Source organism: Providencia sp. PROV261 (assembly GCF_028477945.1).
Lineage (GTDB): Bacteria > Pseudomonadota > Gammaproteobacteria > Enterobacterales > Enterobacteriaceae > Providencia > Providencia stuartii.
In genome coordinates this window covers 26,936-52,950 of sequence record NZ_JAMPMC010000032.1, presented here as the reverse complement: position 1 = coordinate 52,950, position 26,015 = coordinate 26,936, and the positions used below count along the sequence as shown (strand labels likewise).

The 26,015-nt window shown below is 45.4% G+C and carries 20 protein-coding genes and 1 pseudogene; 18 read left to right on the top strand and 3 right to left on the bottom strand.

All coding sequences use genetic code 11. The annotated features are described in order from the left end of the window. From PR675_RS16505 to umuD, 3 genes and pseudogenes are all read right to left on the bottom strand, one after another. On the bottom strand, positions 1-495 hold a 495-nt coding region (locus PR675_RS16505; protein ID WP_000572561.1), incomplete at its 3' end, for a hypothetical protein. Positions 496-683: 188 nt separating this feature from the next. Then, positions 684-917, bottom strand: a pseudogene (locus tag PR675_RS16500) (Y-family DNA polymerase); the annotation flags it as partial. A 7-nt stretch (positions 918-924) separates the two neighbouring features. Continuing rightward, the gene (gene umuD, locus PR675_RS16495; RefSeq protein WP_000116661.1) at positions 925-1,374 is read right to left on the bottom strand and encodes a translesion error-prone DNA polymerase V autoproteolytic subunit; all 450 of its coding nucleotides are present in this window, start codon (positions 1,372-1,374) and stop codon (positions 925-927) included. Here umuD and PR675_RS16490 point away from each other — a divergent pair. From PR675_RS16490 to PR675_RS16405, 18 genes are all read left to right on the top strand, one after another. After that, positions 1,373-1,630, top strand: a complete 258-nt coding sequence (locus PR675_RS16490; protein WP_000182836.1) for a hypothetical protein — start codon at positions 1,373-1,375, stop codon at positions 1,628-1,630. The genes umuD and PR675_RS16490 overlap by 2 nt on opposite strands. Before the next feature lie 382 nt (positions 1,631-2,012). Further along, positions 2,013-2,918: a 3'-5' exonuclease gene (locus PR675_RS16485; protein WP_071192450.1), complete on the top strand. Its 906-nt coding sequence runs from the start codon at positions 2,013-2,015 to the stop codon at positions 2,916-2,918. 213 nt (positions 2,919-3,131) lie between these two features. Beyond that, on the top strand, positions 3,132-3,431 hold the full coding sequence (locus tag PR675_RS16480) for a hypothetical protein (RefSeq protein ID WP_071192448.1): 300 nt from the start codon (positions 3,132-3,134) through the stop codon (positions 3,429-3,431). A gap of 317 nt (positions 3,432-3,748) precedes the next feature. Beyond that, complete coding sequence (locus tag PR675_RS16475) at positions 3,749-4,702, top strand: WYL domain-containing protein (RefSeq protein ID WP_071192445.1); 954 nt, start codon at positions 3,749-3,751, stop codon at positions 4,700-4,702. Positions 4,703-4,781: 79 nt separating this feature from the next. Next, a complete protein-coding gene (locus tag PR675_RS16470) occupies positions 4,782-6,605 on the top strand; it encodes a site-specific DNA-methyltransferase (RefSeq protein WP_071192443.1) in 1,824 nt (607 codons plus the stop codon). 1 nt (position 6,606) lies between these two features. Beyond that, a complete protein-coding gene (locus PR675_RS16465; RefSeq protein WP_071192441.1) occupies positions 6,607-9,258 on the top strand; it encodes a DEAD/DEAH box helicase in 2,652 nt (883 codons plus the stop codon). A 96-nt stretch (positions 9,259-9,354) separates the two neighbouring features. After that, the gene (locus PR675_RS16460) at positions 9,355-13,236 is read left to right on the top strand and encodes a hypothetical protein (protein ID WP_071192439.1); all 3,882 of its coding nucleotides are present in this window, start codon (positions 9,355-9,357) and stop codon (positions 13,234-13,236) included. Between the two features lie 26 nt (positions 13,237-13,262). Continuing rightward, the gene (locus PR675_RS16455) at positions 13,263-15,662 is read left to right on the top strand and encodes a hypothetical protein (RefSeq protein ID WP_272582805.1); all 2,400 of its coding nucleotides are present in this window, start codon (positions 13,263-13,265) and stop codon (positions 15,660-15,662) included. 71 nt (positions 15,663-15,733) lie between these two features. Further along, the gene (locus tag PR675_RS16450; protein WP_071192435.1) at positions 15,734-16,915 is read left to right on the top strand and encodes a DUF4268 domain-containing protein; all 1,182 of its coding nucleotides are present in this window, start codon (positions 15,734-15,736) and stop codon (positions 16,913-16,915) included. 157 nt (positions 16,916-17,072) lie between these two features. Beyond that, positions 17,073-19,223 carry a MobH family relaxase gene (gene mobH, locus PR675_RS16445; protein WP_071192433.1) on the top strand — a complete coding sequence of 717 codons (2,151 nt, stop codon included), beginning with the start codon at positions 17,073-17,075 and terminating at the stop codon, positions 19,221-19,223. 48 nt (positions 19,224-19,271) lie between these two features. Beyond that, positions 19,272-21,092, top strand: coding sequence for a conjugative transfer system coupling protein TraD (gene traD, locus PR675_RS16440; RefSeq protein WP_071192431.1), 1,821 nt, complete (start codon positions 19,272-19,274; stop codon positions 21,090-21,092). A 9-nt stretch (positions 21,093-21,101) separates the two neighbouring features. After that, positions 21,102-21,662 carry a conjugative transfer protein gene (locus PR675_RS16435; RefSeq protein WP_071192429.1) on the top strand — a complete coding sequence of 187 codons (561 nt, stop codon included), beginning with the start codon at positions 21,102-21,104 and terminating at the stop codon, positions 21,660-21,662. Then, positions 21,649-22,284: a DUF4400 domain-containing protein gene (locus PR675_RS16430; protein ID WP_000033753.1), complete on the top strand. Its 636-nt coding sequence runs from the start codon at positions 21,649-21,651 to the stop codon at positions 22,282-22,284. The genes PR675_RS16435 and PR675_RS16430 overlap by 14 nt, the downstream gene beginning before the upstream one ends. 113 nt (positions 22,285-22,397) lie before the next feature. Continuing rightward, complete coding sequence (locus tag PR675_RS16425; protein ID WP_225025319.1) at positions 22,398-22,994, top strand: hypothetical protein; 597 nt, start codon at positions 22,398-22,400, stop codon at positions 22,992-22,994. Then, complete coding sequence (locus tag PR675_RS16420; RefSeq protein ID WP_071192425.1) at positions 22,987-24,093, top strand: helix-turn-helix domain-containing protein; 1,107 nt, start codon at positions 22,987-22,989, stop codon at positions 24,091-24,093. The genes PR675_RS16425 and PR675_RS16420 overlap by 8 nt, the downstream gene beginning before the upstream one ends. Positions 24,094-24,229: 136 nt before the next feature. Then, on the top strand, positions 24,230-24,511 hold the full coding sequence (traL, locus tag PR675_RS16415; protein ID WP_000433891.1) for a type IV conjugative transfer system protein TraL: 282 nt from the start codon (positions 24,230-24,232) through the stop codon (positions 24,509-24,511). Further along, complete coding sequence (locus PR675_RS16410; protein WP_000667170.1) at positions 24,508-25,134, top strand: TraE/TraK family type IV conjugative transfer system protein; 627 nt, start codon at positions 24,508-24,510, stop codon at positions 25,132-25,134. Before traL ends, PR675_RS16410 begins: the two co-directional genes overlap by 4 nt. Further along, entirely contained in the window at positions 25,115-26,014 is a 900-nt protein-coding gene (locus tag PR675_RS16405) for a TraK domain-containing protein (RefSeq protein WP_410317203.1), read from the top strand. The genes PR675_RS16410 and PR675_RS16405 overlap by 20 nt, the downstream gene beginning before the upstream one ends. Position 26,015 lies beyond the last annotated feature (1 nt).

The window sequence follows — 26,015 nt, the reverse complement described above, 5'->3', positions numbered from 1 at the left end:
GGCTGTACTTGGAGAACCACCGACTTTTCCAGTTTCATCCTTGGTATAAAGGTTTTCCAATAAATAGTCTCGATATCTCACGATTGGACTTTCCTCTACCTTCTCGGTGCAGTCATATATTGTTAACGGAGGTTTTTCATCAACCAGAAGGCCAGTCCTTGGGTGTGTATGTTCGGGGATTTCCGTGCTCAACCACCGATAGAAGCTCAATAACGCAACTGCATGGGATTGAATCGTCTTATCGGAGGATATATCTGGATCTGCCAACAAAGAGTGAAGATATAGATTCACTGGCACCACATTGATACCATCGGGGTCTATTAAAATTGGAAGTTTATGAGCAAATGGTTTTGAGTTGTCCCTAACGTCATGGATGATCTCGCCACTGTCAGGGTGTGGCCTACTTATAAATGAGGGATATTTCTCCGTACTAATCCACATAAGACAATAGTCAAAGCCGAAGTCATCTGGAAACGACCTATTTTGTTCAATCACATTAACACCTAAATCATCCGTTATTCACACTGCTAAGCCTTCCCCCAGGGGGTTACGCGTTCATACATCTACTTTTTCAAGATATTTCTTAACCAATAGTAAAAATTGTAACCACCCCTCATCTCGACGTCTAATTTATACAACCTGAAACATTACAACATGTGATGTCTAAAGTATTTCCCAACTGTAAGCGCATAGTTAGAGGAGAATGCCAAAATGCCATGGCGCTGCATTTCGGCTTTGATCTGAAAGACGGGTACGCCCATTTTAATACCGAGTAACTTAGCTTCACGCGAGCGTGCAACCACGCAGCCGTCATTGTTGGACAGCACCACAACCGGCGTATCTTTTAAATCAGGACGAAACAGCTTCTCACAACTGGCGTAAAAGTTGTTGCAGTCCACCAAGGCAAATACAGGCATGGGACAGTCACGACTTACGGCGCATGTTTCGCACCACATTGGTGACCACACCAAATATCTCTAACTCTGCCCCTTCAGGAATATGAATGGGCTCATACGCCTGGTTTCTTGGGATCAGCTTGACGCACGGCCTTAGTTGAAGCTCCTTTACCGTGAGTTCTCCATGGATGCCAGCGATGACAATGTCACCGTGTTCTGCTTGAACAGAACGATCAACCACCAAAATATCATCTGGGTGAATCCCAGCATCAATCATTGAATCACCTTCAACACGCACAAAGAACGTTGCAGCCGGTCGCTTGATGCACAGCTCGTTGAGGTCGAGCGTTTGCTCAACATAATCCTGCGCTGGTGAGGGAAAACCAGCAGAAACACGTTCCATGAACAATGGAATACGAAGGCGCTTGGCTTTGATGAAGGCAAGTGCGCCGCTACGGCCTATCAGCGAGACACTCATGACGAACCTCGAAAAAATAGAATTAATACTGTTTGTTTATACAGTATCTGATGCTATGCTGATTTCTACAAGTAAAATTGTAGGTAAAACTGTAGTTGTTCGAGTAAGACGTTGTGTCGTGGGTGATTTCTTTTTTGTGTTGAAAAGCTTGATGTGGGGATTGCTCGCCCTCGTCAAAGCCTGCAAGGCTTGGACAATACTGCTTCTGCCTACTGCTCTTGTTTCTGTTACTGATCCTGTTACTGCTACTGGTTAACGCATGGGTCAAGTAACCGTCAAACAAGGCTTGTTGAACCCTTTGCAAAGGGTTTAAAAACAGTTAGTAAAATTCTGCTTCGTATTGAATTTACTGGCTTAAAGCGAAGTCAGGAGCATCATTAAAATGCTCAGTCGAACTCAGTTCAAGCCTTTTTCAACCGTTTGAAAAGGGGTTGGCTAAGCCATACCTAAAGGGTATCGGTAAGGGTTACCTAAAGGGTTTAGCTAAGGCTTTCTGAAAGGCTTAGCCAAAGCCTTCATACATGGGTCACCCAGTAGAAAGATCAAAAAAACGCTGAGGTATCCAAGGTGCATTTAGAGAAACCTGTGGCACAGTGAAATAACCCAAAGCGAACAATAGAATTGAAGAGGAACCATCAATGACAAGAGCCCCTGCGCCATTTCCGCTAGAGCGCCTCGCGGATATTCCAGAAAGACCAGAAGATTTTAGATTGCTGGAGCGCATTCCATTAACGCGTGAGCCGCAGACTTGGCCACTTGAACTTTCTCCTATGGTCGGTGATGAACAGCCAATGGTGCTGCTCGATACAGAGACAACCGGAATGTCTTCCGATGATGAGTCCATTATTGAGCTTGGTATGGTTAAGGTGCTTTACAGCCCCTCTGCTCAGCGGATTGTGTCGATTGTTGATGTGATCAGCTTGTATGAAGAACCCGGCAAGCCAATCCCCGAGCTGATTACCGACTTAACCGGTATCACCGATGATATGGTGCAAGGCCAGCACATTGATGATTCACTGGTAGCGAGTTGGTTATCCGATGATCCGCTGGTGGTTGCACACAATGCACAGTTTGATCGTCCTTTCTTTGAAAAGCGGTTTGCTGCATTAGGCCATCTATCTTGGGCCTGTTCAGCCAGTGGCATAGATTGGAAGGCTCTGGGTTTTGAAAGTCGAAAACTTGAGTACCTGCTGCTTCGATTAGGTTGGTTCTATGAAGGACACCGAGCTGCAACCGATTGTTTGGCGATGGCCTGGTTGTTCTATTTGTTGCCCGAGTCCGTTGCAAACTTGTTGTCTGAAGCAGACAGGCGAACTGTGTTAGTTCGTGCGTTTGGTGCGCCGTTTGACGTAAAGGACTATTTAAAAGAGCGTGGTTACCGCTGGCATGACGGTGTTAAAGGTGCCAATAAACATTGGTGGCGCGAAATCAGCGAAGACGAGTTGCCGCAGGAACAAATTTACCTGGATGATTTGTACCATCGTGGCTCAGAACATGCCCACTATGACTACAAAGATGCTCGCAATCGATTTAAAGCTTTGTAGCTCTCTACAAGGTAAGCCTTGCATATTTGAAAACCTCTGGAAAATGGAAAGTGAACTTACGTTATACCCAAACTACTTGGTGTTGCAGCTAGGCGGCAAGTGAGCAAGTCCCCATGAGCATAGATCTTCTATGTGATTGGGGTGAGCGAATGCAGGTAACACCGCTGCGGCTGCAAGTAGGCAGGGTATATAACCAAAAAGAGGAATCTTTCCATGTACCAAGACACCTACATTGAATACTGGGGCGAAATCTTCGTCTCTGCCCGCATCATTGAATTTGGCATCACGTTCGAGCGCTTTCTTAAAGATCCATGGAAGCATTTGATGTCCTGTGGCCAAGAGTCTGCCCCAGACGCGATTGCTGAAGGGATGCTGCCATTGCTGCCAGCCCAGGCAGAAGTTGCCAGGCGCATTCGGGAGAGTGAGCAACGAGCCCTGATGTCTACAGAGTCGGACAAAGGGGGATCTCATCGCGGTAACATCGTGGTGCCATTGGTTAGTGTGGCACATTGATAGCAGCTATCAGCATTGGCACAAAACAAGGTCTTCACGCTCATGACTCAGTGGCAATTGTAATCCAGATCATAAAGTTGCCGCTTAGTCTTCCCTACAAAATAATTTGTGATAGGATGACACCTAATAAAATTAATTAGGTTGAAGCCTATTCAGTGTTTTATGACCATCTGTCCAGCTTCAACCGGTAGAGATTGCTAAGTCATTGCGAATGAAGAGCAGCATTGAGTGATGCTTTTCAATGTGATTACGCGATGTCGGTACTTACTGTATAAACAGAGTTTTAAGAAACTGGTTGAATTGGATAAACAAGACGCATGACAAATGATGCTCTGAAACAAACGGTAGCAGCGAGTTCACTCGCTCAAGAAGGCGCGAAAGGAAAGCCAGATAGGCTTTCGCAGATAGCGCAGTTGCCACAAGCAACTAGGGATCGCATTGCCCACATCGACTTCACCTTATTGTTTAAGGGAGAAGCGGTACGGGCGGATTTAGTTGATCGCTTCAGCATAGCCGCTGCACAAGCAACGAAAGACTTCACAATGTACCGAGAGCTTGCACCAAGCAACATTGAGTATGACCAAAAGCTCAAGTTGCATAAACGTGGTGAAGCATTTGAACCCTTGTTCGACTATGACGATGTGAGAACACTGGCAACCATTAGCCAAGGGTACGGCGATGGCTTTACTGGAAAGTTAAAACCACCCCTTGCTTGTGAAGCGCCTTATCACCTTAATAAACCGAATTTATCGATTGTCGCGAAAGTCACCGAAGCCATACACAAAGGCAAAGCCTTGCGTATCACCTATGTGTCGTTATCGAGCGGAGAAACAACGCGTGAAATTGTACCGCATACACTGGTAGACAATGGCTTGCGTTGGCACGTTCGTGGTTTTGACCGCAAACATGGTGAATTTCGTGACTTTGTACTGACCCGCATTAAAGCAGCGGTTGTGCTTGAAGACTCTACATTATCTGAAGCGGAGCTCGAAACTCAGGACAGGCAATGGAACCGCTTTGTTGAATTGGAGTTAGTGCCGCATCCTCGTATTGAGTACAGTGAAGCGATAGAGCTGGACTATGGCATGACGGGAGGCGTGATGAAGGTTGAGATTAGAGCAGCAACTGCGGGGTATTTGCTCAGGCTCTGGAATGTAGACTGTTCCGAGACCGCTTGCTTACCAATCAGTCAATGCCAACTGGCATTGAAAAATCGTGCTGCTCTTTATGGGGTACAAAACCTTGCAATCGCGCCGGGTTATGTCACTTAGACAATTAGTACAACCCAGACAACCACATTTATGACTAGAGATTAATCATCAGAATTAATTAAGAATTTAAGGAATACCGATGCCAACGTTGGATTTTAAAGGTAAGCAGTTTGTTTATTCACACCACCTGAGTGTGCCGTTTCGTGAACTAAAAGTGGTTGCGGATAAATCGTTACCACAGCAAGGTAAGGCTGCTTCACTTGATGACAACCTCATCATCCATGGCGACAACCTTGAAGCCCTCAAGGCGCTGCTGCCAACTCATGCTGGTAAAGTTGATTGCATTTTTATCGACCCGCCGTACAACACAGGTAATGAAGGATGGTGTTATAACGACAACGTTCGCTCACCATTGATGCAGGAGTGGTTGAAAAAGTCAGCTAATCCTGTTGATAAAGAAGACTTGGAACGTCATGACAAATGGCTTTGCATGATGTGGCCAAGAATTCTTCTTTTAAAAGAGTTACTCAGTGACTCTGGGAGTATCTGGATAACATTGGATGATAATGAGGTTCAGCGATTTAAAGTACTTATGGATGAGGTTTTTGGAGAGGAAAATTTCATTACCAGTTGTATTTGGCATAAAAATTATGCGCCAAAGAGTACAGCCCGTCATTTTTCAGAAGATCATGATTACATATTGGTCTATGCGAAAAACAGCGAGACCTGGGTTCCTAACATGCTCGAAAGATCGGAGGCATCAAATCAACTGTACAAAAACCCAGATAATGACCCTAGGGGTCCATGGCGGCCGAATAACTTAGCAGCAAGAAATTTCTATAGTAAAGGAACCTACTCTATAAAATGTCCAAGTGGAAGAATTGTGGAAGGCCCTCCAAGAGGACTTTATTGGAAAGTGTCAGAAGAAAATTTCTGGAAGCTTGACGCGGATAATAGGATTTGGTGGGGAGAGAGCGGGAATAACATCCCAGCTCCTAAAATCTTTTTATCAGAAGTAAAGCAAGGAAGGGTCCCTCAGACAATTTGGAGCTGGGCAGATGTTGGCCACACACAGGAAGCTAAGCGCGAATTATTAGAAATAATGGATTTTGCCACATCAGGTGATGTCTTTGTAACGCCTAAGCCGGTTCGTCTTATCGAGAGAGTAATTGAACTAGCAACACAGCCTACCTCCATAATATTAGATTCTTTTGCTGGTTCTGGTACTACAGCCCATGCAGTATTAAGTCGAAATCAAAAAGATGATGGCGATCGGAAGTTTATTCTTGTGGAGTGCGAAGACTATGCTAATTCGATGACTGCTGAGCGTGTTCGTCGAGTTATCAGTGGCTACCCTTTCAAAGGTAATCAGAAACAGGAACTGTTTTCTGAGAAAATAACTTGGTCGGTCTTTGAGAAAAAACACGCTGAGTTGTTGGAGCAAATTGCCAAAGTTGAAGCAAAACATAGCAAAGATTTCGACAACATTAAGAAAGAGCTCAAGGACGGTGTGCTGACTGTCACTGGTGAGCGTAAAGTGGACGAGTTTGCCCCAGGCATCGGCGGCAGTTTCACCTATTGTACCTTAGGTGAACCGATTCAAATTGAAAGCTTACTTACCGGCGAAGCGATGCCGTCGTTTGACGCGCTTGCGCGTTATGTATTTTATACCGCCACTGGGCAATCGTTAGAAGCGGTCGCTAAAGCTTCTGCCGATGGTTTTATCGGTGAAACAGACTTATTCCGTATTCATTTGTTCTATCGCCCAGATAGTGAATGGTTGCGCTCAAATGAAGCGGCATTAAACGCAGATAAAGTAGCAGCGATTGTTAAAAATAATGCTACGAAGAAGCGCACCATTGTTTTTGCTGTCGCGAAGTTTATGAGCCAGAAGGACTTAACTGAAAAACGCATTGAATTTTGCCAGTTACCTTACGCCATCCATCGCATTATGGGGGCGTAACATGGAGTTAAAAGACTACCAGAATGGTGTATTGGATAAGCTGGACTATTACCTGAAAAAGCTGGCCGACACCAAGGAAGAAGCGGAAGACTTTGCCGCTTTTCAGAAAATGAAAGGCAAAGAGGCCCGCTTAACTGATTACGCCAAAGATACGTGGGAAGCTCTGGTACAGGAGCGCCGTATTGACCTACTTAAAGACAAAAGCGGTCACTTGGTGCCTGCTCCTTATGTCACAAGATTTGACGGCTTAGAGCGGCCAATTCCTAACGTGTGCCTGAAAGTACCGACAGGTGGTGGTAAAACCTTACTTGGTGTTGCTGCGGTCGAGCGTCTGCAAACGGATTTGTTTGCGCAACAAACGGGTATGGTGCTGTGGGTGGTGCCTTCGGATGCCATTTACAAGCAAACCTGGAAACAGTTGGCTAATCGTGAACATCCGTATCGGCAAATGCTTGAACGTGCATCGGGTGGTCGGGTAAAAATGCTCGAAAAGAACGATGCCTTTACCAAGCGGGATACCGACGAAAACCTGTGCGTTATGTTATTGATGCTGCAATCCAGTGCGCGTCAATCCAAAGAAACCCTGCGCATGTTCCGTGATAGCGGGCGATTTACCACTTTCTTCCCGATTGAAGATGACACCACCGCCAATGAGGCGCTATTGAGCAGTATTCGTAATCTAGATTGTAACGATCTATCCGATTACGGTTGGCAAGAAGGCATAGCCCCAGGCTCAGTGTCAGTCAAACAAAGCTTAGGCAATGTGTTACGCATGGTTCGCCCAGTGATTATTGTGGATGAGGGGCATAAAGCCTATAGCGAAACCGCAAGAGAAACCCTGTGTGGCTTTAACCCTAAGTTTATTCTTGAGCTTTCTGCCACGCCTAACGCAAACGGTAAGCATCACTCAAATGTGCTGGTGAATGTGTCTGGGCAAGCGTTGAAAGATGAGCAAATGATTAAGTTACCCATCAACTTAATCAACGAAGACAAAAGTGAGTGGAAGCATACCTTGTCGCTTGCGCACGCCAAATTGGCAGAGCTAGAGAAGGATGCTGGGCAGCTACAAAACGAAACCGGTCGCTATATCCGCCCCATCATGCTGATCCGTGTTGAGCGCACAGGTAAAGACCAAAGAGATTCAGCCTTTGTGCATGCGGAAGACGCCCGCGAGTATTTAATGGAAAAATTGGGCGTAAATGAAAATGAAATTCGCTTGAAAACGTCTGACAAAGACGAGTTAGGTGATGATGATTTGCTCAGCGAAATGTGCCCCGTTAAATACATCATCACAAAAGATGCGCTGCGTGAAGGTTGGGATTGCCCCTTTGCTTATGTGTTAACCGTGTTGTCTAAAATGACCGCAAAAACGGCAATCACACAAATGATTGGCCGGGTACTCCGTCAACCACATGCGCGATTGACGCAAAAACCAAGCTTAGATGAATGTTATGTCTACACCTTTGATCAAGATGTGATGGAAGCCGTCGCCGGTGTTAAGCAAGGTTTAGAAGAAGAAGGGATGGGGGATGTGGCGAATCAAGTTAAAGCTACAGAAGCCAATAAACCCGCCGCTGTAGTGAGCAAAGAAACCTTATTGCGTAGAGAGCGTTTTCGTAACCTACCTAAAATATTCTTGCCTAGGGTTTTACATCGTGATGCAGAGTACAAAGACGGCTACCGTTTGTTTGACTATGAACGGGATGTGCTGGGTGACCTAGATTGGGAATCGCTGTCTTATTTGAATGCTGAAAACTTCCAGCTAGTGGACGACAAGTTACAGCGCACGATTGCCCGTATCGACTACAAAATGTCCAAGGATAACCAAGGCGAATTGGACTTGGCCGATCCGGTTCACGAGAACATCGAGTTTGACCCCAGTGCAGGCCTGGATATCTCGTTTATGGTAAGGCAGCTTACCGATGTCATTCCAAACCCATGGCAAGCCATGCGGGTATTAACGCACACCTTAGACACCTTACGTAGCAATGGGGTTACAGAGGAAGCGCTGTTTACTAATCGCCTTGAGCTGCTCAAAGAGATGAAGCGCGACATTAAACAGCAGGTTGCGCAATTATCGGAGCAAATCTTCAGATCTAAGTTGGACAAGGGTGATATTTCCCTACGTCTACTTGCTTCTGATAACGAAAAGCTAAATTGGGAACTGGCGCAAACCCTAGAGGTTAATGTTAGTGAGCATGATCAGGTGCTTCGCCGCAAAGATGGATCAGAACTCGAAAAAAGCCTGTTTGAAAAGGTCTATCAAAATGGGCTGAACAATTTAGAGCGCGACACAGCCTGGTATTTGGATAAGCAAGCGTCTGTATATTGGTGGCATCGTATTGCAGTAAATCAACGTGAGTACAGCCTACAAGGCTGGCAAAAGCAAAAGGTTTACCCTGACTTGTTGGTGTGCGTCGAACAGCCAAACTCTGGCAGTTACCGCTTCTCTGTACTGGAAACCAAGGGGGAGCATTTAAAAGGAAACGATGACACTGAGTACAAGCGCCGATTGTTTGAGCTGTTAACAGAGCACGTCAAGACGGCCGTAGATGCTGGCGAACTTACGTTGGAAGCAGCGTCGGGTGGTATGTCGTTCAGAATGCTGATGGAAGACAGTTGGTCACAAGAGATCGTGCCTGAATTGAATTAATGAGTCATTTGTTGGTGTTGTGTTGTATCCAACCTTGTCGCCCCTTCTAAAAGAGGGGCGAAACTCAAAAGGAATAGTAAGTTAACGAGGATTTAGATGAGTCAGCCAATACCGACTTCTTATAATCAAATCATTGCGCATACGATTGAACAGGCGCTTGCCCTATCGGTGAATGCAAAGAACGAAAATGCTATTGCTGGCTTTTGCCAGTTACAAGGCCCAACCGGCGGGGGCAAAAGTAGTTCGCTTTATCGTAGCCCTGACGGGAAAATTCCAGCGAGCCTTGAATTTATAAAATCCAAAGGGTTGCAGGCCATATTGGTCACCCATCGCTGGAACATCCTGCATGACATTTATGAAAGTGCCACGAGTGCAAAAGACAGTTCAGGTAATCCACTGCTCGTTAGTATTCTTTATGCTCAGGATGAAACTGTCGTTAGTGCGGTTTCTCAAAGGGCACTGCCACACGAACAAGGCGTTCAAAAGTCTGACTTGCCCGATCCTTATAAGGCCATTGAGGACATCCATGGTTTAGGAGTGTTTCGTTCTCATGCTGATAAAGAGGCTCTCGTTCGTGCTTGCCACAACGTTGCTGCCATTGCCCGTAATGTTGAGTACAAAAAGAAAAATCCTGATTCGATGGGCGTCTTACTCGAACGAGAAGAGCAGGAACTAAGAAAACTGTGTGGCTTTGTCGAGCGCACACTACTTGGGTGCATGTCGTCTTTAGAGAAGGCAGTGAAATATGCCAGTAAGCACCATGGCAAGACGCATGAACTCACGGAGCAAGCAAAAGAAAAGCTTCGTTTATTCAGAGAAAATAAATGGGTGCGTCGAATTTTTCCGGCGATTGCTTGGCACGATGATAAGCAACATTTGCTGGTATTAACGACGCAAAAACTGTTCGCTTCCTTTTACGACGGTAAACAGAAAGTCAGAATGTCGAGCGGCCAACTGGCCGGAAAAGTAGTATTTGTTGATGAGTTTGATTACCAAGCGGACATTCTACAGACGTTACTTGCCCAGTCTCAAATGGTGCAAGAGCCGCCTGAGTGTATTGGTCAATTACTTGAAGGGGGCAAGCGTCTTTTAGCGCGAATGCAGTTTGTTACTGCTGAACCTATACCTGAGCTTTACAGTGAGCTGAAACAGCTTATTGCGGAGCTAGAGGAGGATTTGACCAGCAAAGGTGTCGATCTCAATCAGTCTAGGGCGCTGGTAATACCATTAAAGCAGTATGAATCCGGTGTCCCGTTCGAAAAGAAATATCTATTTCGCTCAGATCACTTAGTAACCAGTGAGCCTTTGCAGTTACAGCAAAAACCTCATGGCTTTGAAGTGAAAAGTTATGGGCAAAGCGATGAAGCATCAGTTGATGTCGGTGATTTTTTGCGTGTGATGGAGAAATATATCAGACGCTTCAGTTTGTTGTTGTCGCAGTTCGCAACCGATGAGTCCGAAGCCTATGAGTATCTCGTTCGGCTAAACCGATTGCTGTTTGATCCAGCGAATGACTATCGACCATCCTACTACAGCACAGCGTTACCCAGCTTATCGCTGTTCTCCTTGCCTCGCACTAGCTTGCCTGAGTTAGAAGCGCTGAGTAAATCAAATCGATTACCCAATACTCAGACGAATATGTTTGGCCTAACAACTTGGCTGTTAACCACGGATGAAGCCGAAGCGGATATTGACCCGCTGAGGATCAAGATTAAACGCGCACTATTGCCGACAACGCCTGAAGGGTTAATGGTTTCGCTATCAAGTCGAAATCTTGTTTTTGCGCTATCCGCAACCTCTTATATCGAAAGAGGGATTGGTCATTTCGATATACGCTGGATTGAAAGCGCTTTGCGTTACGTAGCACAGGCCCGCAACCCACAATGTACCGAGAGTTTTTTGGGCGATAGCTTTGAGCAGCGCCCCGAAGATTGGTTTAAGAAGCCGATTCCATATTTACAAACTGACGAGGATAAGCAGTTACAAATGGCGGTGATCCGCTCGTTGGTTAAAGATAAATCTGAAAAGCGTCGTTCGGCACTGAAAACCACGATTCACGACTTTGATGAGGCTATCAATGCGCCAGTTTTTCAGGAGGCAAAACTGCATTTGAACGCTGCATTTTTTGAGGCTGAGCACTCAGATTACAAGTATGAATACCGGCAGTCTGTGTTGTTTAAATTACTGCACGTTCTGCATTTAGCAGCGAATGAGGCACAACATAAAGGGCACCTGGCCTTTGTTAACTCTGTCAAATACCTTCGGAAGTGGTTGATAAGTGATACTGCAGAAAACAGCAGAATGAGCGCGGATTGGCTTGAAATGGAGAGTTTAACCACTGGCGTATTGTCTTCTTTTGACGATGTGTTTATTCCTTTGGCTGTCAACGGTAAGCCCATGATGATTTGCTTACTCAATGCTGAAGCACAAAAGCGAGAAGGATTTGAGCACGCCTATCAAGCGGCGTTCGACTCTGGCCGAACTGTGGTGGTAATGACACAAACTGCATCCGCTACCAATGGCATTAATTTGGACTACTCCTTGCCCAACTCTCAAGGACAGATGGATCTGACGTCGCTGTTTATTATTGAAAGTAAGCACTTTTACTTTTCACCATGGGATAGCAATGACGATGATGACGAAATGTCTCATGCTGGCTTTCAGCTCAGAAACTTAGAAAAATTAGTCAGGCGTTCAGAATTTTCTCGTAAGCAGCAGCGGCAATTTATTATGCCGTTGATGAATAACTCAGTCGCTAAAATCCAGGAGCTAAACAAGCTCTATAAAGGGACAAATGACTACGTTAAGAATCTTGCCGCTGACGTGCAGCAGCAAGTTGGTCGTATTGAACGTGCTTGGACGTATGTGCCGCATGTGGCCATTCATCTAAGCGATGATGTAGCAGGCCATCTTCGCAACTACGGCCAATTAACCGTTTGTACTAACAACCGAAATTGGGTTTCTAACCTTAATAATCAGCTGATTGATGATCTTACTCATTCTGAAGATGCAACGGTTTCCAACTTTCTTGCCCTGTTGAAAACGCGCTCCCAAGATGGCTCTGCTGCGGTAGATATCATTGATAATAAGTTAGTTTCCGCTATCCGAGATGCACGACAAGGTAAGGGTTTTATCGAAGGCATTTCAGCGCTTTGGCATGAACTAGGCCGCGCTGTATTGCAGCATGATCTCCAATGGATACCACATAACAACACGTTTGGCATTACTGAGCCTTTACTTCGTTGGGCGTGCTTTGAACGACCCGAGGAATCAAAGGTTACTGGTGAAATATGGTACGACCCGAAAAGTTGGCAGTTCTTTGCGAAACGAGCAGCCGGATTGATTAAATATAACCCACAGACGCTTTATGACGTTGTTAATCGGCAACCTGCCATTTTGGATTGGTTTAATCGTAAAGGTTTTCGAACGTCGTTTCAGCCGTTTGCCAACGACATTGAAGAGCAATTCTCATTTCATCCCGTTGTGATTCAGCGAATTTTACAAGGGCGTATTGGGGAGGAGGGTATTCGCGCATTGCTGAGTGACAAGCAGCTAGCCACTAAACAAGACGTCTACAACCATGAGTTGTTTGAATTATATGATTTTGAGATAGCAAACGCGGATGTTTTTGTTGATGCTAAATTTTGGTCGATAGCTGCTCTGGAACAGTCGGATGAAGGCTTTGAGCATTGGCTTGCTTCTGGTAAACGTCCTGAATTTGCGCCTTTGGGATTAATTAAAAAGCTGGAGAAGATCCGCCAAATCCGTGGTGAAAATGCCATTTTGGTTATCGCGAACCTATTAACTGGTGAAGATTGTTCCTTATCGGGCTTTTCTGAAATGTTGGAGCCAGTAAAAGTTGAGAATGCTTCAATCCTGTTTCTGCCAGGTTGTTTGGTGAGCGATGGATATCAAATGACGTCTGGCTTTAAATGGTTTTCGAAAATAGTCTGGCAGCGTATGAGGGAGCAAGGTTAATGGATAAAAATAAAGATTTGAGGAAGTTGCCGCTGTCTCATTTGGTTTATTTGAATAGCGAGGTTGATGCAGATAAAGCCAACAAATTCGTGGTTTATCACTATCCACTTCTCAATAACAGCTATCAGTGGAAAGAGAAGAAAGCCTGGGAAGAACGTATCGATGCTGAGCTAGACAGTCGGCAGTTTGCCTATTTAATGAAAAAAAATGGTAATCAGTTTGGTCTCTATGTGGCTTTACAAAGTTTAAGTGATATTCCTCCATCTATTGTAGACGCTGAGTTGCAACCTATTACTCCCGTTCGAGTTGAATATTCACCGGTGTTAAATCCTGTGTGGATTCGACTAATGATGCGATCATTACGAGCTTTTGGCGGTCATTGTAAAGGCGCTTACAGTTTAGGTTGTCCGTTATTGAAAGTAGATAGCTGGGCTGGCGGTGTCAATGCGATCAGCCTAGATTGTAGAACTCAGCAGTTAAATGATGGTAATACCACTGAAATTGCTCTGTTCTATACCAATGTTCCATTAAGACCGTTATCTAATGACGATGACATAGATCGCATTAAGAAGCCTCTATGGGTCTATGACAAAAATAAGGTACTCGTCAGGTGGTATCCTGGCCATGAAAGAAAACCGAGAGGTACACTGTTTAAAGAAATTGGAAAGAGTAAAAATTCACGGAAACAGCGTCCGTTTCTGGATCTTTCTACACCAACTAGGTTTGAGCAAAGTTGGCCTATGGTGTTAAAACCAGTGCAAGATGCGTTTATCCTTTTTGCGCGTGACTATGGTTTTGAACTTTCAGCTAAAACATTAAATCTCCAACCACTGTCGTTGAAAACAAAGCATAAGGCCAATAAGGCTAAGTCATCTTTCCCAAGCATCGAGATATCCGGTGAAATCAAGGTTATAGACCTAAGAGTTAATGCCGTTGTTGCCGGTGAAGAAATCTTAGACTTACTTAAATCGCTAATTGCACAGAAAGACGTCGATGTTTCGTGGGATTTACTAGACGGAATTGCGGCAAATGACTTTGAACGGATAAAGCTTGAACGTTCGGACCGTGTTTTGATTCTGCTTGATCAGGAAAAAGGTATTGAAGATGATCGTTATCCACTAACGAAGTCGTTAATTGGACGGTGTGCAGTTCAACATATCAACGTTAATCCTCATGATGTAACGGGAGACCCAGTCGAAAAAAGGTTATTAATCGAGTCAAAAAGAGACGATGACCCGATAAAGCTATACGTTGCGTCTGAAGGTGGATATTACACCTACAACTACGAATTATTAGATACCAAGGCATACAAAGAAGCGATTATTAGAAAGCTTGAAGTGGTTCTTAAAGAGTTAGAGATCAAACGTTTACTGATTGATTCTGATAGGGCTATTTCTCAAGTCTTGCCATTGCAACGCGCCTGTTTAAATGAATCAACCATTGTCATTACTGATGGTTATTTGTTTACGGTTTCAAACGACAGGCCGGTGTTGATCCCCTTCGATCCCACTGATTCTGGTATGACTTTGAAAATAAATGAGTACCTCGCCAATTTCGAAACATCCGTAGATGATTTGCTCACTTTGATGAATGAGAAGTGGCCCTATAGTTATCGTCAGAATGTCGTAATGGATTACTACGGTACTGAAGTCGATAAACAACGACGATTTGCGGCAAGAATTACGCTTGTTTTGAGTAAGGATAAGGATGCACAAGTATCAATCATGATGCAAGATCCATCTTACGACCAAACGAATGTATTGCCACTGGGTATGGAAGATGCGCTTTCGGATTTAACCAAGAAACAGAAGCCTTATCCGTTGACGGATTGGGTTCTGCCAGATAGTGAAGTATTGCTCAATATTGTCAAAGAGTTGAGTGATGATGGCGTGTTATCCAGCCAAAAGGCAACAATGCGATTTGAAAGTGAGTTACCCGAATTAGTTGAATTATGGCAAGAACAATTAGTTTCGCTTCACCAGAAAAATGAAACGAAGGTGACTTACTATCAGGTAAAAAAAGAGGTTATTCAGCGTTGGTTAGATAAGCGAGGAAAGAAAAAAGATACATCAATCAGCGGTAGTTTAGATACCTTGTTATCTCGATACTTTGATAAGCCTTTAAATGACATCAAACGCTGGATGAGTAACATACCGGGTATTCAACGCATATGGTACGACAAAGAAAAGGGATATTTTGTTGTCGGTGGATTAACCTCTCCAAAAGCTCAGTTGATCAGACAGCCAAGCATCCGACAATGGCACACCTTGCAAGGTGAATTGGACATCGAATTACTTGCTGATTTGCTAGATGTTGATTGGGTTCGTATGAATCAGCTTGCGGGTAACCCCTGCGTCACAACATTAATCAAGCGATGGAAAGAGATAAATCCCGACTCTAGAGATGCGACTTTGCTCAGTTGCTAAATGACTTTATTAAATAATTCTGTAAATGAAATTGAAGCGATAAAAAGTGCTAAGTAATAGGATAAATAACCATGTTCACGGTAAATCATCAAACCAACAGGATTAGTCCTGTTAGGGCAAAGAAGTTCAGTGAGCTTGGCTTTTCTGAGCGAAAACACCTTCAGGAATGGTTGGCGCATGAGCCTTCTGCGCTGGGTGAAGAGTTATTAATTATTCAAAAGGAGTTCGATGGCTTTGATGATACTCGCGAACGCTTAGATTTACTTGCGCTAGATAAAGATGGCAACTTGGTCATCATTGAAAATAAACTGGATGACAGCGGTCGTGATGTGGTCTGGCAGGCACTTAAATATGCCTCTTATTGCGCCAGTTTGACCAAGGCGCAAATAGTTGAAATCTACCAGCAGTACTTGGACCGCTATCAACCTGTAACACGAGAAGCTGACCCATTAAATGTCCCCCAAGTTGCTGAACTTAATGCCAGTCAAAGAATTTGCGAATTTCTGGATGCGCCAGATCTGGATGAGGTCAAGCTCAATCTAGGTAACAGCCAGCGTATTATGTTAGTTGCGGCAAACTTTCGCAAAGAAGTGACCAGTACTGCACTTTGGCTATTGGGGCAAGGTATTAGTATTGCATGCTTTAAAATTACCCCTTATTCGTTGGGTGAGCAGCTACTCATCAATATTGACCAGATCATCCCCACGCCCGAAGCGAAGGAGCTGATGATCGGTATTAATGCCAAAGAAGCGGAAGAAAAAACGACCGAAGTGGTACTGAAAAACCGTCATACGGTGCGTCGCGAATACTGGGAGCGAGCATTAGAGGCGTTTCAGAAAAGTCCGTGCCAGCTCTACAACAACATTAGCCCGAGTAAAGATCATTGGCTATCAGCCGGTTCTGGACTGAGTGGTTGTCCGTATAACCTGATTTTTCTGCAAAAAGAGCTTAGAGTTGAGCTTTGGATTAGCCGTGGGATTACCGAAGAGAATAAATATCTCTTTGATTCCTTGCTTGAGTCCAAACAGGAAATTGAACAAGCATTTGGTGCGGAGCTTGAATGGATGAGATTGGATGAAAAGAAATCTTGTCGTATTCAGTTTTCGACCAAAGCTGATGGCTTCAATAAAGATACGTGGCCCAATGCGGTTGCGTGGCACTTAGAGCAGATGACTAAGTTAGAAAAAGCTTTAAAAGGGCCGCTGCAAAAAGCGGCTGAAGCGCTAAAAAATAAACCGGCAGAGGTATCCTGATTCCCGTAAGCTGAATATTAGTATTTTCAACTCACTTATTTCATCGGGTTCAAAAAGACATAAATACATTGTCCGCACATTTAAGTATTAAATCTTTGAATCTAATTAACCAGCAACACTAGATTGAACCTTCACACTAACGTGTCGGAGGTTCACTATGTTCAAAAACCTATTTTTTCAAACCAAAGCACTACCAGAGCTTTCATCGCAACTGGATGCAGAAATCCCACGCTACCCGCCATTCCTGAAGGGGTTGCCAGCTGCGTCACCTGAAGATTTGCAGTCCACACAAGACGAGCTAATTGCCAAACTGCGCCAGGTACTTGGCTTTAATCAGCGTGAGTTTCAAAGGCTAATTCAGCCCTGCATAGATCATCTGGCTGCTTATGTTCATTTGTTGCCAGCTTCTGAGCATCATCATCACAGTGGCGCTGGTGGATTATTACGTCATTCGTTGGAAGTTGCTTTCTGGGCGGCACAAGCAGCTGAAGGGATCATCTTTGTTGCCAGTGGCACACCAGTTGAGAAAAAAGAGCTGGAACCAAGGTGGCGTGTTGCGGCGGCTCTTGGCGGTTTGTTCCATGATATTGGTAAGCCTGTTTCAGACTTGTCCATTACAGACGAAGATGGACGCTATCAGTGGAACCCTTTTTTAGAAACCTTATCTCAGTGGACCACTAATAATAGCATTGAACGCTATTTCATTCGCTGGCGCGACGGACGGTGTAAGCGGCACGAGCAATTTTCAATTCTGGTGTTGAACCGGGTGATGACACCTGAGTTGCTCGCCTGGTTAACCCAACCGGGCCCAGAGATTTTGCAAGCCATGCTGGAAGCAATTGGCAATACCGATCCCGAGCATGTCCTATCTAAATTGGTCATTGAGGCTGACCAAACCAGTGTCCAGCGAGACCTGAAAGCTCAACGAATTTCCGTTGACGACAATGCCCTTGGTGTCCCAGTCGAACGCTATCTACTTGATGCCATGAGGCGATTACTTGCCAGTTCCCAGTGGCTGGTCAATCAGCGAGACGCCAGAGTCTGGTTACGAAAATCGAATCAATCAACCAATCTTTACCTGGTCTGGAAAAGCGCGGCTAAGGACATCATTGAGCTGTTGGCCAAAGACAAGATACCTGGCATCCCAAGAGATCCCGATACCCTTGCGGACATCCTCATTGAGCGGGGATTGGCCACTAAATCCGCCTCAAATGAGCGATATGAAAGCCTTGCCCCTGAAGTGCTGCTCAAAGACGACAAGCCAATCTGGTTACCCATGCTGCATATATCTGAGGCCGATTTATTGTTCAGCTCGAATGTACCAAGTAGCGTGAGACTGTTTAGCAAATCTGAGTGGGAAGCAACACTGCAAACACAAGCAGAGCCTCAGAGTCGTTCCAGTGAACATCCAGATTTGCCTGAAGCGTCATCATCAATTGAACTCAGTAATTCGGCTGAGTCGCCATCGACAAAACCGTCCGAACAAGATGATGAACTTCGTCATGCCAGTGATGTTAATCACCTTCAGGCAAATGAAAATGCTCCAGGTGATGGATGTGAAAAGCCTAACAATTCATATGATGGCGCTATCTCAAATAACGTAAACCAGCACGATGCAGAAGCATTGAATCTGCCTGAATCTTTGGCGTGGTTCCCAGAGGCCAGCAGTGCGTTGGTTATGGTTGGTGAACAGATACTGATCCGCTATCCCGATGCCGTAAGGCCTTGGTGTGCTCCCCGAAAACTGCTTGCTGAACTCAGTCGATTAGATTGGCTTGAATTAGATCCCGCAAACCCGACACGTAAGGCCAGAACTGTGACTACGAATGATGGCGTTCAGGAGCAAGGGTTACTGCTGAAGGTATCGATTTCTAAAGGGCTTACTGCACTGATAGACCTCTCCAATCAAGACGCAGAATCAGTGACAGCAATTCAGAACGAAGAGGCTTCACAGCGTCAGAGTCGAACTGAGACAGCCAATGCCCAAGCAAAAGAGCCCGCCACAAGAGCGGAGCGTAAGCAAAAGCCGATTGCGCCCAATGCGAATTCAAGTACAGACCCAAAACACGCGCAGCGGCAACAGATGGTTAATTTTGTGAAAGATTTGCCCATCTTACTGACCGATGGCGATTACCCAGACGTGGATCATAGTGCCGATGGTATTCGCGTCACGATTCAAACCTTACGCCAAGTCGCCAATCAGCATGGCATTCCAGCCGGACAGCTGCTTCGGGGGATCTCGGCCAGTGACCAATGCCAGTTTGATGAGGGGGAAACGGTTCTGTTTACCGCTCACGCTAAACGTTAATCCATTTGAAGTTAAGCGGATTGTAAACGGTTATTTTGCGGAGCATGAATGAAAGAAAACGCATATGAGATGCCCTGGCGCACGAACTATGAAGCCATGGCAGCAGCAGGTTGGCTGGTTGGTGCAACTGGGGCAATTGCCGCAGAAATGCTGACTGAGCTACCACCTGAGCCATTTTGGTGGATGACAGGGATTTCCTCGGGCATGGCGTTGTATCGCCTGCCTGAGGCCTACCGTCTTCATAAGTTACAGAAGGGACTAAAAGGCAAACCTTTGGCTTTTATGGAGCTGTCGCATTTACAAAAGGTGATGGCAAAACATCCTGATGAATTGTGGTTGGGGTATGGCTTTGAGTGGGACCAGCGTCATGCTCAACGCGCTTATGAAATTCTAAAGCGGGATAAGCAAACCTTGCTTAACCAAGGTCACGGCAAACAAATGGGTTCGACCTGGATTCATGGTGTCGAGCCCAAAGAAGAAGATGTGTACCAGCCAGTTGGTCACACCGAGGGGCATACCTTAATTGTCGGCACGACCGGTGCCGGAAAAACCCGATGCTTTGATGCGATGATCACCCAGGCCATTTTGCGTAATGAAGCCGTGATTATTATTGACCCTAAGGGAGACAAGGAACTTAAGGATAATGCGCAGCGAGCCTGTATTGCCGCCGGTAGTCCTGAGCGCTTTGTGTATTTTCATCCGGGTTTTCCGGAGCATTCAGTACGTCTTAATCCCCTGAGAAACTTTAACCGGGGCACTGAAATTGCCAGCCGTATTGCGGCATTAATCCCATCCGAAACCGGTGCTGATCCATTTAAAGCATTTGGCCAAATGGCACTGAATAACATCGTACAAGGTTTGTTGCTTACTTCACAACGTCCTGATCTGAAAACACTGAGGCGATTCTTGGAAGGTGGCCCAGAAGGCTTGGTAGTAAAAGCCGTCACAGCCTGGGGGGAGCAGGTGTATCCGAACTTTAGTGTGGAGATCAAGCGCTTTACCGAAAAGGCCAATACCTTGGCTAAACAAGCGATGACGATGCTGCTTTTTTACTACGAACGCATTCAGCCCGTTGCCGCCAATACCGATTTGGAAGGGCTATTGAGTATGTTTGAGCATGACAGAACCCACTATTCCAAGATGGTGGCCTCACTGATGCCGGTGCTCAATATGCTCACATCAAGTGAACTAGGCCCATTGCTATCACCGATTGCAAACGATGTAGATGACAGCCGGTTAATTACGGATTCTGGCCGTATTATCAACAATGCCCAAGTGGCCTATATCGGGTTGGATTCATTAACCGACGCCATGGTTGGCAGCGCCATTGGTTCGTTGCTTTTATCCGATCTCACCGCTGTGGCCGGTGACCGCTATAACTATGGTGTTGAAAATCGTCCCGTAAATATCTTCATCGATGAGGCGGCTGAAGTCGTCAACGATCCCTTCATTCAACTGCTCAACAAAGGCCGTGGCGCAAAAATGCGTTGTGTGATTGCTACTCAGACCTTTGCTGACTTTGCCGCTCGTACAGGCAGTGAAGCTAAGGCACGCCAGGTGTTAGGTAACATCAACAACTTGATAGCCCTTCGGGTGATGGACGCCGAAACGCAGCAGTACATTACCGACAATCTGCCTAAGACTCGGTTGCAGTACATCATGCAAACTCAAGGTATGTCGTCCAACTCGGACAGCCCCGCGTTGTTTACCGGCAATCATGGCGAACGCTTGATGGAGGAAGAAGGCGATATGTTTCCACCGCAGTTATTAGGCCAGCTCCCCAACCTGGAGTACATCGCCAAGCTTTCAGGTGGCCGCGTGATCAAAGGTCGCATTCCTATTTTAACCAGCTCTACACAGGCAGCATAAGGAGTCTGTATGCATCATTCTGTCTGTCTGAAAATGACAACACTTACCAGTAAAGAAATGCTCGCTCAGTGGCAGCAACATAACCCCCAGTTCAAGGAAACCTTAAGACTGCTTGAAACCGACTGGCCTCATGCTTTGGCCTCGGTGTATTGCTTGGCGGACTACTTAACGGATGCGTTCACGTTAGATGGCCATTCCATCTTTGATTTGTGTCTGTGCAATGGCTTGGGCAGTTATGAAGAAGTCAGTTGTGATGATGATAGTGTACGCCTTTGGCATTTCATTGAGGCACTTACCTGGACTGCCGCCAGTGCTTTAACGGGGATTCGCCTGCGTGATCCTGACCATTTCGAGTGGGCTGCCGTGGATGGTGTGTATTTCCACTCCTGGATTCGTAATCGTCCAAATCGGATGGCGTATTTGGCTGAAGGACGTATTGATGTGCGTTATGTCAGTGGCCATACATCGACAAAGCGGCTTCAACAAGTGATTAAAGCCCAGATTATGACGCCAACCGTTGCAGCCATGCTGGCGCGAGTTGAAGAGGATGTTTGGCATGAGCAAGCATAAGTCGGTTTGGCTGCTGTGTCTGGCACTGATGCTAGAGATTATTGCCATTGGCGTGTTAGTGCCCGGTGATTGGACTGGCCGGGTCATCAGTAAAGAAAAGCAGATGATCCAAAATCAATTGGGCGCTCAAACAAGCTATTGGATAGGTCAAACTAGCCATGGCTGGTATCAATCATGGGTTGTGGATACGCAGATGGAGCAATCTGTGCGTGACTTTCTAATCCCCACTGAAGAACAGCGACTTCGTTCTAAAGGGATGGAGAACATGGGAGGCTTTTGGTTTGTCTGGGTAGAAGACCGTATTCAGGCATTTTTTGATGTGTTGTACCAAGTGTTCACGCGATTTGCGTTGCTGATGGTCTGGTTGCCCTTTGCGCTTATTCTCATGTTACCGGCGTTGTGGGACGGCTTGATGACCTGGAAGATTAAGAAAACAACCTTTGATTTTTCGAGCCCTATCATTCACCGCTACAGCATGATTATCCTGGGCTCAGGCGTCATTTTACTGTTTATGGGATTGTTCGCCCCGCTGGCCATTCCACCGGTGGTGCTACCGTCGCTGATCATCGGTTTAGCATTGATGGCGGGGTTGGCGTTAAGTCACTTGCAGAAGAAGATTTAGTTTACATTTTAATCTAAGGTTAACAAGTTGGTGGCGGGTTGACAAATCTTAAAATTAGCATATTATTGTCCGCGGTATCTAATCCTATTGCTTTACTACCTGAGGTAACAAATTTGAACATACCGATGACACTAAACCCTAATTTTAAAGAAAGTCAGCTGATTGAAGTTGCTCAACTTTTAGCAGATGTTCGAGCAGATGTTGTAGATTTACACAACAGAGATTTGGGTGACACCAATAAATCATTGGGCATAAGGTCCTACGAGTGTTGTTGTACACAGTTAGTAAGGAAGTCACTTGAAGTTGATTGGCTTAAGATACTGACCCCGAAAGGGAGGTTTACGTTTAGTATCGCTGACGTTCCAGTTCGTTTCTGGAAAGGTCAGCCTGACAAACTCCCATCAGGGAAACTGATACGTTCCCACGAAGCTATGATGCAAATGGAGTTATTTTCAACACAAGATAGTCCGTCAGAGATCATTTGGTTTTTTGTTCTGAGCACTGATCAAACTAAATGTGTAGATCGCGCCTTTTTCGTTGGTTATAGCGATATTGGTGAAATTGTAGTCAACTGGGAAGTGCCAATGAATTCTAAGGTTACGTTAATAACAGATACTGATGAGAATGTTTCTCATGGTGTTGAACTTGAATCGGCTGTTTCTAAAATCAAAATTAAGAAAAAGTCGAAAAATGCAGTAAATCATGAATAACGAATTTTTTGGTGAAAAACTAAGACTGGCGAGATTGATGGCCGGAATTACTCAACAAGAACTTGGTGAGTTAGTTGCGGTCAGTCGTCAGTTTATACATCAGCTTGAAGCAGGTGTTAAACCACCTGCTGAAGACCTGCTTTTGGCATTGGCTGAAGTATTAAAAGTGAAAAGTGATTTCTTTTTTAAGAAACCACAAAATGATGTTAAGTATGAGCAATGCCACTTTCGCAAGCGCAAAACAACACCAGTTGGACTTGCAAATCGTGTATTGGCTCTCGGCACCATTTTTGAACTATTAGTTGAGATTATTGAAGATCATCTTGAGTTGCCTGTTGCCAATTTTATTGATTTTGAAGAACCAGATCTGAGTGCGGAGGCTATCGAAAGAGCAGCGGAGCAATGTCGTATTAACTGGGGTCTGGGTTTGGATGCACCAGTTACAAACATGGTAAGAGTACTGGAGAATAATGGCGCTGTAATCACTTGCTTTGATGGTGTTTCAGATAAAGTTGATGCGTTATCAATGAATCGAAAAAGACCCATCATAGTAAGAAATAATGCGAAGGAAAGTTGCTGTAGAATGCGCTTTGATTTAGCGCATGAATGTGGCCATTTGGTTTTGCATCAAGGTGTAGAAACTGGGTGTGCTAAAACAGAGAGAGAAGCTGATGCTTTTGCAAGTGCGTTTCTTTTTCCACGTAAGGCTTTTCTGAAAGAGTTTCCTCAATGTGTGGGACCAGTTCGAATCAGGTGGGAGAAAATCTTTGCATTGAAACTTAGATGGCGTGTTAGTGCGAGAGCAATAATTTATCGAGCTAATTATCTTGGGTTAATTTCGTCGCAACAGTACAGAACCGCCAATGTTTATTTGAATAAATCGGGTCAATCGAAAACAGAAGACTTAGATGATCAAATACCAATGGAACAGCCAGAGCTTTTATCAGCTGCAATAGATCAGCTTAACGAGCATTTGGGGATTTCGATTTTTGATATTGCAAACGATTTAGGTGTTTCAGAGCAGATAGTTGCTCAGTTAACCAGTTACGATTTGACTAAGCAAATCAATAAGTCAAATGTCAGAAATATCAATTTCTAAGACAACCACCTCCCTAAAACAGATGAACTAGCGCTCGGTAGTTCAAAACCTTCAAGAATTCGATATCTACCTGACCACAGCCCTGAGTTATTTCGGGGCATTCTTCACTTCTCAATTCAAACAACGAGGAGTGACTATGGAACCTGTGAGTATTCCGTCCTATATCGATGACCCGCCGCACTTCCTGCTTTGGAGTGCCGATGAGATGGCTCCCATTCTGTTGGGGCTAGTGATCGGCATTTTTACCGGTAATGCCTTGGTTTTATGCCTGTTGGGGTTGGTTACAACCAAGCTCTATCGGCGTTTTCGTGATGGTCGCCCTGATGGTTTTATTCTTCACGCCATCTACTGGGCTGGACTGTTGCCAACCAAAGCCAAGACGATCCCTAACCCTTTTATCAGGAGCTATCTGCCGTGAAGTTCGACGTGTTTTTAAAATCATGGCAAGGCACGCAATTAGAGAACCGATGGCAGCGGTTCCTGATTGCAGTGCTGGTGCTATCTAATTTGCTGCTTGCGGTAGCGGCATTTTCTCGCAATACCGTGGTAGCTATTCAACCACCAACCTTGTCTGAAACAGCTGAAGTGTCACGAAACCAGGCCACTCAGCCTTACCTGGAATCTTGGGGGCTCTACCTGGCTGAGCTTATGGGCAACGTGACGCCGGGTAATGTGTCTTTCATCCGGGTTGCCATTGAGCCGCTACTTTCTCCAGCGGTGTACCAGCAAGTGGTCGATGCACTGGAGATTCAGGCAAGACAAATCCGCGAAGACCGGGTCACGCTCAAATTCCAACCCAGACAAGTGGAGTATGAGTATGAAACCGGCCATGTCTTTGTGACCGGTTATTCCTTGGTCTCTGGACCATCTGGAGATGAGCAGCGCCAAACTCGCACCTATGAGTTTGACATCGACATTGAGCAATACCGTCCAAAACTTAGCTGGATGGATACGTATGAGGGGCAAGCTAGAACGAAGCGCGTTCGTGAAAAGTTGACCCAAGAGCAAAACCGGAGGGTGAATGATGCGAACCAAAATTAGTCGATGGATGACATCAAGCTTAATCGCAATGAGCTTAAGTGGCGTCCTGTTATCTCAAGCGTCGTATGCAGACGTGGAATTGCCAATTGTGCCAGCCAGTGTGATGAAGCAGTCTGCCACTGCAAATCCACCGGTTCAAAGCAATACGGTTGCAACCGATGCGCCAACAACGTTACTGATGACACCGGGGGTTAATGAACTGATCCCTGTAGCACTTGGTCATCTGAATCGGATTGTGACGCCGTTTGAATCGCCTCAGGTGAGAACAACCAGTGATGCTCAGACGCAAATCAAGGGGAATGTTGTATATGTGGCCACGGACAAAGAATCACCGGTTTCACTTTACATCACTCCGCCTGGTCTGGAAGCGCCCGCGTTATCTGTCACCTTAGTACCTCGTCGTATTCCACCGCGTGAAATCACCTTAGCTATTGATGGTCAGCAGTGGCCTATTAAGGGCGTCGTGAACCGCAAAGCCGCCACTTGGGAAACAGCTCAACCTTACGTCGATAACCTAAGTGACTTACTCAGACGCCTTGCACTAAATGAGTTACCACAAGGCTATGACATCCGTTTAGCTGGCCAAACTGACACAAGCCCGAAATGTTTTCAGCCGGGCTTAAAGTTTGGTTTTAAGCAGGGGCAAATTGTGTCGGGACATTACTTCACCGTCTATGTAGGACTGGTTGAAAGCTTTGCCGATGAGCCGATAGAAGCCAGTGAATTAGCCTGTCATACACCAGATATAGTGGCAAGCGCCTACTGGCCTCGCAATATCTTGTTGCCGGGTGAAAAGACTGAGTTGTATGTGGTTGTTCGCAATCATCGTGAAGAAGCGGTGGAAAGTCAGCGACCTTCGCTTCTTGTGGGAGGTAAGTAAC